A 14,985-nucleotide genomic window follows, 5' to 3' on the forward strand; every position below is an offset into this window, starting at 1 on the left:
TCATGCGGCCTCCGGGGTGTGGGCGGCCGCGTCGGCGAGCAGGGCGTCGAACTTCTCCGGCGTGACCTTGGCGTGCAACACGCCGTTGACCGTCATCGATGGCGATTGTGCGCACAGCCCGAGGCAGTAGACCGATTCGAGCGCGACGTCACCGGGCGCATGCGTATCCGCGACGTCGCCGTGCGCCGCGTCGAACCGGCAACCCGTACGGGCTTCCGCATGCGCGGCCAGCGCTTCGCAGCCCATGCTGCGGCACGCTTCGGCGCGACACATCTGGATCGTCACACGGGCGGGCGGCGCGGTGCGGAAGTGATGGTAGTAAGTGAGCACGCCGTGCACTTCCGCACGCGACAGGTTGAGTGCCCTGGCGAGCGGCGCGACGCAGCCCGGCGGCACGTAACCCGCATCGTCCTGGATCGCGTGCAGGATCGCCACGAGCGAGCGGCCGCAACTGACGTGCCGTTCAATCAACGCATCGAGATGGACCATGATCTTCTCCTGCGGAGCAGGCCTCGGAAAAACTTCGCTTACCTATCGGACACCGCGATCCATACGCGAGCGCGCTTTCGGCCGCCCTCAAGCCAGCTGGACCCAACGGTTATGCCGCCTAGACGTATAGCCGCTGAAGGCCGCGTAGGGTTGCGTCACGTTTTCTGTCTCCGTCTGTTGATTTATTCGCTTGCTCAACACAAGCTCTGCCCTACCCGTTGCCCTATCCGGGCAACACACTCACTCAAGCGCATCCGGAGATCGACATGCACGATGTAAAACATGGTGCTCGATACCATCCATTAATAAAAGTTAATAATATTTATCGTGTCGGTTAGATATCCTTTATACGTTCGAATACCGCAATGGCGAAATCGTCTTGCACTTCATCGGTGGCCCCCCTGGGGCGACGTGCCGACGGAGCAGTCCGCTACAGAGCGTCACACTCTCGCAATCCGCAACATGTTAGTGCTGCCCGGCTCGCCAAAGGGCATGCCGGCAACGATAGCCACCTGATCGCCGGAACTGGCCAAGCCCTGTCCCATAGCGATGCCGCACGCGGCACTCACGATCTCGTCGACGGTTTCGACGTCAGGGCTGACCGTGGAGTGCACGCCCCACGCCAACGCAAGCCGCCGCGCCGTCGACAGCTTCGGCGTGATGCTCAGAATCGGGGCGCTCGGGCGCTGCCGAGCAGCCCGCAGGCTGGTGTGCCCGGAAGTCGTATAGGTAACCGTGGCAACCGCGGAGATTGTCTGCGCGACATCCCGAAGGGCCGCACAGATCGCGTCCCCGGGCGTATGCAGAGGAAGTTCGTGCTGTGCGTCGAGCAGGCTCCGATAAAGGGGATCACGCTCCACCTCCTGGATGATCCGGTCCATTATCTCGACGGCCTCGACGGGATAACCGCCGCTGGCCGATTCCGCGGACAGCATGACGGCATCCGCGCCGTCGTAGATCGCCGTCGCAACGTCAGATGCCTCGGCACGCGTGGGTACCGGCGCAGATATCATCGATTCGAGCATCTGCGTCGCTATGATCACGGGCTTGCCACGACTGCGGCATGAGCGAAGAATGCGCTTCTGCACGCCGGGCACGCGCTCCGGGGGAAGCTCGACGCCGAGGTCGCCGCGCGCGACCATCACGGCATCAGCCGCGCTCACGATCTCGTCGAGCCGATCCAGCGCAGCGGGCTTCTCGAGCTTGACCATGAGTCCCGCACGCTCGCCGATGAGCGCACGCGCATCGATCAGGTCTTCCGGCTGCTGCACGAACGACAGCGCAATCCAGTCGGCGCCGAGCGACAACGCAAATTCCAGATCGACCCGGTCTTTCCGGGTCAGCACGGGAATCGGCAATAGTGTGTCGGGCACGTTCACGCCCTTGCGATCCGACAAGACGCCGCCGTGTGTCACGCACGTGCTGATGCACTCGCCGTCGTTGTCGATCACTTCCAGTCGCAGTTTGCCGTCGTCGAGAAGAAGCGACTGTCCCGCCGCAACCACTTCGAACAGTTCAGGATGAGGCAAGTGAACGCGGCCGACGTCACCGTGGGCCGGGTTGCGATCGAGCGCGAAGCGGCTGCCCGCTGCGAGCGTAACCTTGCCGGCAGCGAACGTGCCAACGCGCAGTTTCGGCCCTTGCATATCGGCCAGCACCGAAATGGGTCTGCCCGTCGCACGCTCGACCTCACGCACGAGCTCATGGCGTCGCCGATGATCCTCGTGCGAGCCGTGGCTGAAATTCAGGCGGAACACATCCACGCCGGCCCGAAACAGCTTCGTAACCGTTTGCAGATCGGAAGTTGCGGGGCCCAGCGTGGCAACAATCTTGGCTTTACGACTACGGAGCATGATCGATCACTCGTATGAAATGAATGGTTGGCAACACATCTGGCGGCGCACCCAACCGGCCACGCCGCGCCCCCGGGACTCAGCGACAACGGAGCGCCATTGCCATCGCGCTGCCGCTCAAGCATCCAGTTGCTTGAGCAGCGCGTCGACGCTTCCTTTCGCGTCGCCGAACAGCATCCGTGTGTTTTCCTTATAGAACAGCGGGTTTTCCACGCCGGCATAGCCGGTGGCCATGCTGCGCTTGGATACGATCACCGTGCGAGCCTTCCACACTTCAAGCACCGGCATTCCGGCAATCGGGCTGGTCGGATCCTCGAGTGCGCCGGGATTGACGATGTCGTTCGCACCGATCACGAGTGCGACGTCCGCACCAGCAAAATCGTCATTGATTTCATCCATCTCGAGCACGATGTCATACGGCACCTTCGCTTCAGCCAACAGCACGTTCATGTGCCCCGGCAGCCGGCCGGCGACAGGATGAATGCCGAAGCGCACACGCACACCCGACGCCTGCAGCTTGCGCGTGATTTCGCTGATCGTCGCTTGCGCCTGCGCGACAGCCATGCCGTAGCCGGGCACGATGATGACGTCCGACGCGTCGCGCAGCATGGCGCCGACTTCGTCGACGCTCGCCGACACAATCTCCCCCTCGACTTGCGCCACGCCAGCGCCGCTCGATGCGCCGAACCCGCCAAGAATGACGGACAAGAAGCTGCGGTTCATCGCACGGCACATGATGTAGCTCAGGATCGCGCCACTTGACCCGACGAGCGCCCCCGTCGTAATCAGCAGATCGTTGTCGAGCATGAAGCCCGTTGCCGCGGCGGCCCATCCCGAGTAGCTGTTCAGCATCGAGACGACGACGGGCATGTCCGCCCCGCCAATTGCCATCACCAGATGCACGCCAAGCGCCATGGCGAGAACGATCATCGTCAAGAGTGCGAATAGTCTGGCGTCACCCGAAGACGCGCTCAAGAAGCGGTAGCCGAGCACGACACAAAGCGCAACGACGACGATATTGATCAAGTGACGCCCCGGCAAGACAAGCGGCTTGCCGCCGATCGTGCCCTGCAGCTTCAGACAAGCGACGATCGAGCCCGCGAATGTCACCATCCCGATCAACGCGCCGAGATATATCTCGCACTCATGGATCGTGCGTTGCACGCTATCGAGTCCCGCGACGGGCGCCAGATAGCTGTTCACGGCCGTGATCACGGCCGCGAGCCCCACGAAGCTGTGCAGGATCGCGACTAGCTGAGGCATCTGCGTCATCTCCACACGCCGGGCGAGCAGCGCACCGAGTGCCGCGCCCGCCGCGGATGAGACGAGCACGATCTCGAGACTGACAGCCGGTGCGATCAAGAGCGTCGCCGCTACCGCGATCAACATGCCGAACATGCCGTATAGATTGCCGCGGCGCGCCGTGAGCGGATGACTGAGTCCGCGCAAGCTCAGGACGAACAGCGTACTCGCTCCGAGATACGCAACGCTGCCGATTCCGTTCAACATTTCATTCTCCCGATTGATCACGCTGGAACATTTTCAGCATTCGCTGCGTGACGAGAAATCCGCCTGCGATGTTAATCGACGCCATAAAGAGCGCAACGCCGCCAAGCGTCGTAACGAGCGGCTTTGAGATTCCAAGCTGGAGCAACGCGCCGATGACGATGATGCCGCTGATCGCGTTCGTCACGCTCATCAACGGCGTGTGCAGCGCGGGCGTGACATTCCAGACCACCTGGTACCCGACGAACACGGCCAGCACGAAGACGGTCAGATGCGCAACGAACGGTGGAGGCGCGACGGCGCCCAACGCAAGCAATGCGATGGCAGCGACGACGACGAGCGCAAATTTGCCCACGCCGGGCCCGCGGTTCGAATCCTCGCGTCCGCGCGCCTTCTCCTGATTCGCGGCCTGCTTCGACGGCTGCGGCACATGTGCCGCAATCGCGGGCTGCTTCGGCGCGGGTGGCGGCCACGTGATCGCCCCACGGTTGACAACGGTCACGCCGCGCATGACATCGTCATCGATGTTGATTTGCAGAACACCGTCTTTCCCGGGCGTGAGATCGGTCAGCAGATGACGGATGTTGGTTGCATAGAGCTGGCTCGACTGGGTCGCCATGCGGCTCGGCAGATCGGTGTAGCCGATAATCGTCACGCCCCCCGCCGAAACCACTTCGCCAGGTCTTGTCAGTTCGCAGTTTCCGCCCTGCTCGGACGCCATGTCGACGATCACGCTGCCGGAGCGCATCGAAGCCACCATCTCGGCCGTAATGAGCTTCGGTGCCGGCTTGCCGGGAATCAGCGCCGTCGTCACGATGATGTCGATTTCCTTCGCCTGCTCGGCAAAGAGCAACATTTCCGCTTCGATGTAGCGCGCACTCATTTGCTTCGCGTAGCCGCCGCTGCCGCTGCCTTCCTCCTCGAAATCGACCGTGAGGAATTCCGCGCCCATGCTTTTCACCTGCTCCTCGACGTCGGGTCGCGTATCAAACGCACGCACGATAGCGCCAAGCCCTCGCGCGGCGCCGATTGCGGCGAGTCCTGCGACGCCCGCACCGATCACCATCACTTTCGCCGGCGGCATCTTTCCGGCCGCGGTGATCTGTCCGGTAAACAAGCGCCCGAAGTGATTTGCGGCCTCGATGACGGCGCGATAGCCGGCCATGTTCGCCATCGAGCTCAGCGCATCGAGCTTTTGCGCGCGCGAGATGCGCGGTACGCAATCGATCGCCAGCACGTTCGTGCCACGAGCGGCGAGCTGCTCGAGCAAGGCGGGATTCTGTGCTGGCCAGATGAAGCCGATTAGCGTGGCGCCCGGTTTGACGAGCGTCGCCTCATCGACGGCAAGCGCAGGATGAAACTCGGGCGGACGCACTTTGATGACGACATCGGCGCCAGCCCATAACGCGCGCGAATCGGCGACAATCTGCGCGCCTGCCGCACGATAGGCGTCGTCATCGAACGACGCGGCGGCACCCGCGCCTGCCTCGACGTTCACGGCATACCCGAGCTTGATCAATTGGCCGACCGATTGAGGCGTCGCCGCGACGCGGCGTTCCCCTGCATGCACCTCGCGCGGCACTGCAATCGTTGTTGCCATCTCATCCTCTCGCGGAAAGGACATTCGAGAGCGAGCCGATCTCATCGATCGACACCGTCACGGTCGAGCCGTCCTTGATGGACCCGACGCCTAACGACGTTCCACATGCGATGACGTCGCCGGGCATGAGCGTCATGTCATGCGAAAGCATGCTGACCTGCTGGGCCGGCGAAAATATCATGTCGTCGAGCCGATAGTTCTGCCGCTCGGTATCGTCGACGTGCGTCGTCACCCTCGCAGCGCGCCAGTCGAAGTCGCATCGAATCGTGGGTCCGATGCAACTGAACGTGTCGAAGCCTTTCGCGCGACACCATTGCGCGAAGTTGGGATCCTCGTTCAAGAGTTCGATCGCCGTGACGTCGTTGATGCACGTGTAGCCGAAGATGTATTGCTCGGCCTCTTCGACGGACACGTTGCTACAGCGCGTTCCTATCACGATCCCGAGTTCGCCCTCGTAAGCAACCTTGCCGTGATAATTGGCAGGGCGTCTAATCTGCTCGCCAGGCCCGATCACGGACATCGGTGGCTTGATAAGAAAGAGCGGATGAGTTGGCGGCGCCTTGTCGAGCTTTGCGGCGAGTGCGTAGAAGTTATTCCACAATGCGATGACCTTGCTCGGAATGCACGGGCTCAACCTCGTGACGTCATCCAATGGGTGGCACGCACCGGTCGGTTCGGCATCGCCGAACATGTCGCCTCGATACTCGGCGACGCAGTCGTCTTCGAGCAAGCCGAAGCCGACGCTTCCGTTCGCCGCCTGAAAGCGTATCCACGATGTCATCGGGGTCTCCTGGATGTATGAATCATTGATTGAGAATGGAATTCGCATACAGCGTGTTCGAGCCCTGCAAAGGCGATGACCACTCCGCATACGGTCATTTCGCGCCAGGCACCCGAAAATGCTCAACGTCTTCGGGCGTGAACCCGAGCGCTATCACGACCTCGTCGGTATGCCCGGCGAGCAGCGCTTCGCGGAGTGGGGCCGAGTTCTGCAGGCCAGCGGGTGAGGCTCAAACATTGCCCGCGCCGGTCCGTTCTACCGTGATCACATTCACGCCGAACCAGGGCAGATGCTGCGCGCAATACGCGCCGGACAGCACATGTACGAAATCGATGGTGCGCACACTATTCAATGTCTCGATCACTTCCTGCCTCCCCACCTTGTTTGTCTGCATCATGGCCGCGTCCGCTCCGGCGCGCCGTCCTGTCATGTGGGTCAGCCTCCTTGATTCGGCCGCCTCAATTTGATATGCACTGCTATGTATTTTACGAATACTGACTCGTGAGAAAAGATCGTAGCGACTAGGACGAAGCGTTGCCCAATCGCACGAGTGCGACTGCAACGCGCCGCGCGGCGGCAAGTGCCGCGGCCTCGCTCTCGAACGCGGCGTCGTCGTCGACGCGCCGATACGGCAGCGGGCTCATCTGCGTCCCGCCTTCGTCTTCGGCGCCGCGGACCGCCGCATACGCGGTCCATCCGCCGTTCTCGATGAGCTGCATCGCAAACAATTTGAACCGATATGTTCCCAGGAACTCTACATGCATCGCACGTCCCCTTCTTTCGCTTGATCTCTCGTCGGTCGCCGCGCCGCGCGTGCTCCACTGCAGCACGCGGCATCGGCCCCCGACGCGAGCCTCCGGTTCGGTAAGCCTCTTGCGTAAGCTCCGCACGCCCTGAAAGCGGCTTGTTTGTCGCGAATCAATTCGCCGGCGCCTGCGATGTCGCCCGCCGCGAAGTCAAGCGGCGGGCGGGCGGACGATCAGACCGTCTTCGTCTCGCGCATCTGGAAGATCTGCTCCTTGCTATAGCCGAGGCCGAGCAGGATATCCTCCGTATGCTCGCCGAGTAGCGGCGACGACGTGATTTCCGGCTTCAGATCGGAGAACTTGATCGGACTGCCGACCGTCAGGTACTTGCCGCGCACCGGATGATCGACCTCGACAATCGAGCCGCTCTTGCGCAGCGACTCGTCCGCGGCGAGCTCCTTCATACTGAGCACGGGCGAGCACGGAATGTCGAACTTTCGCAGGATATCGACGGCCTCGAACTTGGTCTTGTTCGCGAGCCAGTCCTCGATCGTCTTGAAGATGTCGAAGATGTGCGGCTGGCGTGCGCGTGGAGTGTTGTACGCGGGATCGTCGATCCACTCCGGCTTGCCGATCGCGCGACAGATCGGCTCCCATGCATGGTCCTGCACGGTGAAGTAGATATAGGCGTTCGGATCACTCTCCCAACCCTTGCACTTGAGCACCCAGCCCGGCTGGCCGCCTCCGCCCGCGTTGCCGCCGCGCGGCACGACATCGCTGAACGTGCCGTGCGGGTACTGCGGATACTCCTCCAGATGGCCGACGCGGTCGAGGCGCTGCTGATCGCGCAGCTTCACACGGCAGAGGTTCAGCACCGCATCCTGCATCGACACGGCAACCTTCTGGCCCCTACCCGTCTTGTCGCGGCCGATCAACGCAGTCAGGATGCCGATCGCGAGGTGCATGCCGGTGTTGCTGTCGCCGAGGGCGGCCGCGCTCACGGTCGGCGGACCGTCCCAGAAACCCGTCGTCGATGCGGCGCCGCCCGCGCACTGCGCGACGTTCTCGTAGACCTTCAGGTCCGAGTAGTGGTGCCCGTCGCTGAAGCCCTTGACCGACGCAACAATCATCTTCGGGTTCAGCTCACTGATGCGCTCCCACGAGAAACCCATTCTGTCGAGCGCGCCGGGGCCGAAGTTCTCGACGAGCACGTCCGACTCGCGGATCAGCTTTTCGAGTACCTCCTTGCCCTCCTGCGTTTTCGTGTTGAGGCTCAGCGAGCGCTTGTTACTGTTGAGCATCGTGAAGTACAGCGCGTCGGCTTCCGGAATGTCGCGCAACTGATTGCGCGTCACGTCGCCCGAGCCAGGGCGTTCGACCTTGATCACATCGGCGCCGAACCAGGCCAGAAGCTGCGTGCACGCTGGGCCCGCCTGCACGTGCGTGAAATCGATGATCTTGATGCCGTCGAGGGGATTGCTCACGTCTTTTCTCCTGATAGGTTACCCGGATGGATTACTTCTTCATCGCCGCGCTTTGGGGATTGAGATTCGTCAGGCGGCCGCTTTCAGTGCCGGCTGCTTCGTCAATGACCGCATTGACAAGGGTCGGCTTGCCCGATCGGATCGCCTCCGTCACTGCCTTTTCGAGCTCCTCCGGCGTCGTGACGTGATGGCCGATGCCACCGAAGGCCTCCATCATCTTGTCGTAGCGCGCACCCTTGACGAACACCGTCGGCGCGACGTCGGCGCCCCCCGACGGGTTAACGTCCGTGCCGCGATAGACGCCGTTATTGTTGAAGATGACTGTACAGACGGGCAGGTTATAGCGGCAGATCGTCTCGATCTCCATGCCGCAGAAGCCGAACGCGCTATCGCCCTCGATCGCGAGCACCGGCTTGCCGGTCTCGACCGCCGCGGCGACCGCAAAACCCATGCCGATACCCATGATTCCCCACGTCCCGCAATCGAGACGCTTGCGTGGTTCGTACATGTCGATCACGGCGCGGCCGTAGTCGAGCGTGTTCGCGCCTTCGTTGACGACCGTCATCGACGGGTTCGCCTTCACGATGTCGCGCAACACTCGCAGCGCACTGTGGAAGCTCATCGGCGACGGGTTCTTCGCGAGCGTCTCTGCCATCTTCGCGAGGTTCTTGTTCCTTCGCCCGGCGACAGCCTCGAGCCATTCATCGCTCGGTTTCGGAAAGCCGGTCGCGACACCGTCGAGGAGCGCCTTCACGCATGAGTGGATATCCCCGACGACGGGGGCCGCGATCTGTACGTTGCTGTCCATCTCGGTCGGCGAGATGTCGATCTGCACGATTTGCTTCGGCGTGCCGCCCCAGGTTTTGCCCTTGCCGTGAGCGAGCAGCCAGTTGAGGCGCGCGCCGATGAGTAGCACTGTGTCGCACTCGGCGAGCACATACGAGCGCGCGGCAGCGGCCGACTGCGGATGCGTGTCGGGCAGCAGGCCCTTCGCCATCGACATCGGCAGGAACGGAATACCCGTTTTCTCGACGAGTGCGCGGATTTCGCCGTCGGCGCGCGAATATGCCGCCCCCTTGCCGAGCAGGATGAGCGGACGCTTTGCGCGCTTCAGCACTTCGAGCGCACGCTGCACCGAATCCGGTGCGGGCAGCTGGCGTGGCGCCGCGTCGATCACACGCACCAGCGAGCGGCGCGCCTTCTCGGTTTCCATCGCCTGCGACAGCAGCTTGGCCGGCAGATCGAGATAGACACCGCCGGGGCGGCCCGACACCGCCGCGCGGATCGCGCGCGCGATCCCGATGCCGATGTCCTCCACGTGCAGCACACGGAACGCCGCCTTCGCGTGCGGCTTCGCGATGTTGAGCTGATCCATCTCCTCATAGTCGCCCTGCTGCAAATCGACGATCTCGCGTTCGCTCGAGCCACTGATGAGAATCATCGGGAAACAGTTCGTCGTCGCATTGGCCAGCGCCGTAAGGCCGTTGAGGAAGCCGGGGGCCGAGACGGTCAGGCACACCCCGGGCTTCTGCGTCAGGTAACCCGCGGCCGCAGCGGCGTGGCCTGCGTTCTGCTCATGACGAAAGCTGATCACGCGCAGGCCTTCGGCCTGCGCGAGCCGTGCGAGATCGGTGATCGGAATGCCTGGCAAACCGTAGATCGTCTCGATGTCGTTCATCTTCAACGCGTCGATGATGAGATGGAATCCATCGGTCATCGATGCGGCTTCTTGTGCCGGGCGGGTTTCCACTGGAATGGTCCCAACGACTTCTGCCATGTCATGTCTCCTGGGGGCAAATGGTGGCGCTTCTGGTATATGATATATCACATATTGAATGTGTCAACAGATATTTTTGGCCGGGTCTGGGGAGCCCACGCGGGGGTCCCGCCGCGTGGGTCGCGTCGCTGTTGCGGAGCCAGTTCAGGGAGGGCTTCGATGTGGTGCATGTGGACGAGAGATATCGGATGCGTCCCGCAGTCGCTCTGCCCCATCCCCCTTCGGCAGATCGCAGTTGGTACGCGATTTTGCGTTTTATATATCGTATATTGCATATCAGAAAGATTCGTGGAAGGACCGTGCTGTAGGTGCATGTGGACCGGACAGCGCAGCCACGAACACGGCGCAACTGTTCAGCCTGTCCGCGTTGGGCAGCTCGGAGCCAGGCCTTCCATTCCCGTTCCATGCAAACTGCCCGCTCTCGAACCGCGGGGGCAGGCGTCATGGCGCCGGGGATGATTGCCGCCATGACGCCAGTGAGGACGTGGTTGTCGGGGAACGCGGCGCCCTGCTCGCCGAATCCGAAGTTCGACAATCGCGCCGACCACGAAAACGTGGCTTGCGCATCGTGTCGGTGAGCGCATCGGGATGCACGAGCACCACTTGGCCGTTGATCTTGTCGCACCAGCCCGCGTAGTGGGCGAGCGTGCCGATGGCGGCGGGCACGTCCGGCGATTGGCGGCAGCAAGGGGCTTGCCTGCGTCGAGACGCTCGAGCGCTACGATTGCACCCCGGCACTTGCGCAAAAATTCGGAAAATCGCATCAGGATGAGTCCATGCTCCGCAGTGCGTATGCCGCTCCGCAGTTCCAGCGCGACGATCTCAATCGGTTCTTCCGTGGCGGTATTGAGCATGCCAGAGTATTCGCCCGTGCCGGGCGCTCGCCGCGTTCCGTCGATAAGGAGGTCATGTCGTCTGAGATCGCATCAGTGTCCATCGCATACACATTGCGAATGGCGCTATCGTTCATCTCGAACCGTTGGCAAAACCGCGCCTGTCCGCGCTTACGACGCTCGCATCAATGCGTCGTCATCGGGGGACGAGCGGCATCGGTTCGTCTGCTGCTTCCCGTCGTATCGGGTTGCGGGTGCCGCGTTGCGTCTGGCGCGCGCCGCCGCGCGGGTCCCGAGAATTCCCGTCGGCAAGCAGCGTCCACACAGCGTCGGCATTGGGACGCAGCGAGCGGTGGCGGCGGCGCACGAGCATGGTCGTCACCGATACTTCCGGCACGAGCGGACGTGCAACGAGCGACGACGGCAGAGTCGACGCACGTGTGTCGATGGGCAGCACACCGATGCCGAGGCCCAGTTCGATCATGCGCAATGCGGTGGCGACATGCGCGCACTCGTTGGTGCGTTGCGTGCCGACGCGATACGTATTGAGCGTGCGTTCCGTCACATTGCGCGTGCCGGCTTCTGCGTTGAGCGTGACGAGCGGCGTGTCGCGCAACGCGTCCCAGCACAGCGCGGCACCGGATGTGAGCGGATGCGCATGCGGCAATACGGCACAAAGCGGCGTCGGTGCCTGCGAAGTTTGCATCGCACAGGACACCGAAATCGACTGCGTCCTGCTCGACAGAGGCGGGTACCGCGTGTTGCAGCTGTTCCTTCGCGGTGACGATCAGACCTGGGAAAGCCGCAGCGCAACGCGTAAGCCACTCGGGCAACCGGCCCGACGAGAGCATGGAATCGCACGCGAAGACGACGAACCCCGTGGGTTCTTCACGTGCGGCTTGCACGTCGCGCAGCGTCATTTCGAATTCTTCGATCAGACAGCCGATGCGTCGTTCGAGCCGGGAGCCCGCCGTCGTCAGCTCTACCTGACGCGTGGTGCGATCGAAGAGGCGCAGTGCGATAGCCTCTTCAAGTTCGCGCACGCGCCGGCTAGCGGCCGACTGCGTCAAATCGAACTCGCGTGCCGCGCGAGTGAAACTCCGCTGGCGCGCGACGGCGATGAACACCTTCAGTTGCTGCAGCGTTACGTTCATGTGTTCAGATCCCGGCGCGCTGACACGAACGTTATTCGCCAGTCTGTTCCGGCCAGTGACGCAGGCCGGGTCCGCTTGCCGCGAGTTCCGGCACGTGTTCGTCACACTTCTCATTCGTTGAAGCGATCCAGCGTGCACGCATCGGCGCGAGAATGAATTTCGCCGACACGCCTGCCCCAATCGTGACTATCGCCGACACGAGGAACACGAGATTCCACCCGCCCGTCGTGGCGAGCACCGAAGCGATCGGCACGATGAGCGACGCCGTACCCTTCGCCGTATAAAGCGTGCCCGCGTTCGCCGCGGCGTACTTGCTGCCGAACGTATCGGCGCAAAGCGCCGGGAAGATCGAGAAGATCTCGCCCCAGAACAGGAAAATCAGTGCTGCGAATGTCATGAACGCATAGGGGTTCTGGCCATATTGCATCAGGCCCAGCAGCGCAAGCCCTTCGCCGATAAAGATCGCGAACATCGTGTTCTCTCGGCCGATCTTGTCGGAAATGAAGCCGCACAACGGACGCGTGAAGCCGTTGCAGATGTTGTCGATCGACAGCGTCATCGTGAGCAGCGGCAGCGTCATGCCGAAGAGACTCATCGGCAGCTTGGCGAGCCCCCAGTCCTTGGCAATCGGACCAAGTTGCGCCGTCGCCATCAGGCCACCTGCCGCCACCGCGACAAACGACGCGTAGATCACCCAGAACACCGGCGCCTTGATCATCTGACCCGGCGTATAGTCCGTTTTCGTGACAGCGAATTTGCGCTTGGCAGGTGACACTTTTGCGGTGTCGGGCTTTCTCAGCATCAACGCGAGCAGGAAAATGCACACCCCTTGCAGAATGCCGAAGAACAGGAATGTGTGCTCGTAACCTGAGCGCGTGATCATGTTTGCGATCGGAATCACTGTCACCGCCGCGCCCGCGCCGAAGCCCGCCGCCGTCAGGCCGGCGGCGAGGCCGCGCTTGTCCGGAAACCACTTGAGCGCGTTGCCGACGCAGGTGCCATACACGCCGCCCGCACCGATACCGGCGATGACGGACGCTATATAGAGTTCGGGCAGCGTCGTCGCAAACGAGTTCATCACCCACGCAAGCCCTACGCAGATCGCACCGCCCGCCACGACAGGCTTCGGACCGAAGCGGTCGACGAGCCACCCTTCCACCGGCACCAGCCACGTTTCGGTGAGAATGAAAATCGAGAACGCGAGCTGAACTTCAGCTTGCCCCCAATGATGCTTTGCACTCATCGGCGCGACGAACAACGTCCACGCATATTGCAGATTGGCGACGAGCGCCATACACAGGATGCCGAATGCTAGCTGCCACCAGCGGCTGCGCCAAAACGCTACCGGAGCTTGCTGAGAAATGCTGTTCATGTACCTGTCTCCGCCATCTATATTTAGGGTAGCCGACCAAAAATCCGGTCTGTATGCATGCATACCTTATCGTTGCGTCCCGATCGGACCGCGTCGGGTGTATTTCGCAACGAAAATTCAAGCGCTTCTTTTCTAAAAATCTTTAATCTGATTTACGGCTCATTGCTCGGACGAATAGGCGCCTGCAGGTCATTTTTTCTCGATTTCACCGCGCCGGGCCTTGTTTTCAGCGTTAACCCGATGCTCACGCGTTCCATCGTCCATTGCAGAATTCATCCTAGGGTCTCTGCTGAATTACTGATAATTAAAGTTTGTTACCATGAGGATTCATCTTCGCTTATACATCCACCATGACGATGCGTAACGCCACCCTGCGCCAGCTGAAAGTGTTCGAGACGGTGGCGCGGCACCTCAGCTTCTCGCGCGCGGCCGAGGAACTGCACCTCACGCAGCCCGCCGTCTCCACCCAGGTCAAGCAGCTCGAGGAGCACGCTGGCCTGCCGCTCTTCGAACAGCTCGGCAAAAAGATCTATCTGACGCCAGCAGGCACGGAAATGCTTCATTACAGCCGAGCGATCATTCAGCAGTTTCATGAAGTGGATGAAGCGATGGGCCAGTTGAAAGGCATCTCGGGCGGCAAGCTGAACGTCGCGGCCATCAGCGCGGGCGACTACTTCTTTCCGCGGCTGCTCGCCGAATTCACGCGACGCTATACGGGTGTCGAACTGAACCTTGCAGTGCACAACCGCGAGGAACTGCTGCACCAGCTGGCAACCAATCAGACCGATCTCGCGGTAATGGTGCGGCCGCCACAAGAAATGGATTCGATCAACGAGGCGTTCGCGCCGCATCCGTATGTGATTGTGGCGGCGCCCTCGCATCCACTTGCCAGCAAGCGCAACATCAAGATCAGCCAGCTCGCGAGCGAATCGTTCGTCGTGCGCGAACGTGGCTCGGACACGTGGAATTCGATGGAAGAGGGCTTTGCAGGGCGTCTTACGAACCTCAACATCGCGATGGAGATCAAGAGCACGGAGACGATCAAGCAGGCCGTGATTGCAGGCATGGGCATCGCGTTTCTGTCCGCACATACCATCAGCCTCGAATTGCAGCTCGGGCATCTCGCCGTGCTCGATGTCGAAGGCTTTCCGGTGATGCTCAACTGGTACGTCGTTCATCGCAAGAACAAGCGGCTTCCGCCTGTTGCGGTTGCGTTCAAGCGCTTTTTGCTGGAAGAAGGTGCGGATCTGATCGAGCAGATCACGCACGTAAATCAATTGACCGTCCATAGATGACGCGCTATGGAATGCCAATGAAAATTTAATTATTGTGTATTCATCGCGACCTCTATGCTTCTTCCGAGTCACATCACTCGACCGCTTGGGAGATC

General features: G+C 61.7%; 12 protein-coding genes and 2 pseudogenes. 1 reads left to right on the forward strand and 13 read right to left on the reverse strand.

The genetic code is table 11. The features are described 5' to 3' along the window. From DIE21_RS30985 to oxlT, 13 genes and pseudogenes are all read right to left on the reverse strand, one after another. Positions 1 to 489 carry an NAD(P)H-dependent oxidoreductase subunit E gene (locus DIE21_RS30985; protein ID WP_124501250.1) on the reverse strand — a complete coding sequence of 163 codons (489 nt, stop codon included), beginning with the start codon at positions 487 to 489 and terminating at the stop codon, positions 1 to 3. A 440-nt stretch (positions 490 to 929) separates the two neighbouring features. Continuing rightward, a complete protein-coding gene (gene pyk, locus DIE21_RS30990) occupies positions 930 to 2,342 on the reverse strand; it encodes a pyruvate kinase (protein ID WP_124501251.1) in 1,413 nt (470 codons plus the stop codon). A gap of 117 nt (positions 2,343 to 2,459) precedes the next feature. Further along, a complete protein-coding gene (locus DIE21_RS30995; protein WP_124501252.1) occupies positions 2,460 to 3,851 on the reverse strand; it encodes an NAD(P)(+) transhydrogenase (Re/Si-specific) subunit beta in 1,392 nt (463 codons plus the stop codon). A gap of 1 nt (position 3,852) precedes the next feature. Continuing rightward, positions 3,853 to 5,448, reverse strand: a complete 1,596-nt coding sequence (locus tag DIE21_RS31000) for a Re/Si-specific NAD(P)(+) transhydrogenase subunit alpha (RefSeq protein WP_124501253.1) — start codon at positions 5,446 to 5,448, stop codon at positions 3,853 to 3,855. Between the two features lies 1 nt (position 5,449). Further along, on the reverse strand, positions 5,450 to 6,229 hold the full coding sequence (locus tag DIE21_RS31005) for a fumarylacetoacetate hydrolase family protein (protein ID WP_124501254.1): 780 nt from the start codon (positions 6,227 to 6,229) through the stop codon (positions 5,450 to 5,452). 229 nt (positions 6,230 to 6,458) lie between these two features. Next, a complete protein-coding gene (locus tag DIE21_RS31010; RefSeq protein WP_124501255.1) occupies positions 6,459 to 6,659 on the reverse strand; it encodes a hypothetical protein in 201 nt (66 codons plus the stop codon). A 91-nt stretch (positions 6,660 to 6,750) separates the two neighbouring features. Continuing rightward, positions 6,751 to 7,059, reverse strand: coding sequence for a hypothetical protein (locus DIE21_RS31015; RefSeq protein ID WP_260432567.1), 309 nt, complete (start codon positions 7,057 to 7,059; stop codon positions 6,751 to 6,753). Between the two features lie 149 nt (positions 7,060 to 7,208). After that, on the reverse strand, positions 7,209 to 8,459 hold the full coding sequence (gene frc, locus DIE21_RS31020; protein ID WP_124501256.1) for a formyl-CoA transferase: 1,251 nt from the start codon (positions 8,457 to 8,459) through the stop codon (positions 7,209 to 7,211). A gap of 31 nt (positions 8,460 to 8,490) precedes the next feature. Then, a complete protein-coding gene (gene oxc, locus DIE21_RS31025; protein WP_124501257.1) occupies positions 8,491 to 10,236 on the reverse strand; it encodes an oxalyl-CoA decarboxylase in 1,746 nt (581 codons plus the stop codon). 530 nt (positions 10,237 to 10,766) lie between these two features. Then, positions 10,767 to 11,135 (reverse strand): annotated as a pseudogene (locus tag DIE21_RS37995) (aldehyde dehydrogenase family protein); the annotation flags it as partial. 130 nt (positions 11,136 to 11,265) lie between these two features. Then, positions 11,266 to 11,775, reverse strand: a complete 510-nt coding sequence (locus tag DIE21_RS38000) for a LysR substrate-binding domain-containing protein (RefSeq protein WP_260432568.1) — start codon at positions 11,773 to 11,775, stop codon at positions 11,266 to 11,268. A gap of 319 nt (positions 11,776 to 12,094) precedes the next feature. Further along, positions 12,095 to 12,337 (reverse strand): annotated as a pseudogene (locus tag DIE21_RS38190) (LysR family transcriptional regulator); the annotation flags it as partial. Then, positions 12,255 to 13,595: an oxalate/formate MFS antiporter gene (gene oxlT / locus DIE21_RS31040; protein ID WP_124501258.1), complete on the reverse strand. Its 1,341-nt coding sequence runs from the start codon at positions 13,593 to 13,595 to the stop codon at positions 12,255 to 12,257. The gene oxlT and the pseudogene DIE21_RS38190, both read right to left, overlap by 83 nt. A 350-nt stretch (positions 13,596 to 13,945) precedes the next feature. Here oxlT and DIE21_RS31045 point away from each other — a divergent pair, with 350 nt between their 5' ends. After that, positions 13,946 to 14,890, forward strand: a complete 945-nt coding sequence (locus tag DIE21_RS31045) for a LysR family transcriptional regulator (protein WP_124501259.1) — start codon at positions 13,946 to 13,948, stop codon at positions 14,888 to 14,890. Positions 14,891 to 14,985 lie beyond the last annotated feature (95 nt).

Source organism: Burkholderia sp. Bp9140, assembly GCF_003853425.1.
Lineage (GTDB): Bacteria > Pseudomonadota > Gammaproteobacteria > Burkholderiales > Burkholderiaceae > Burkholderia.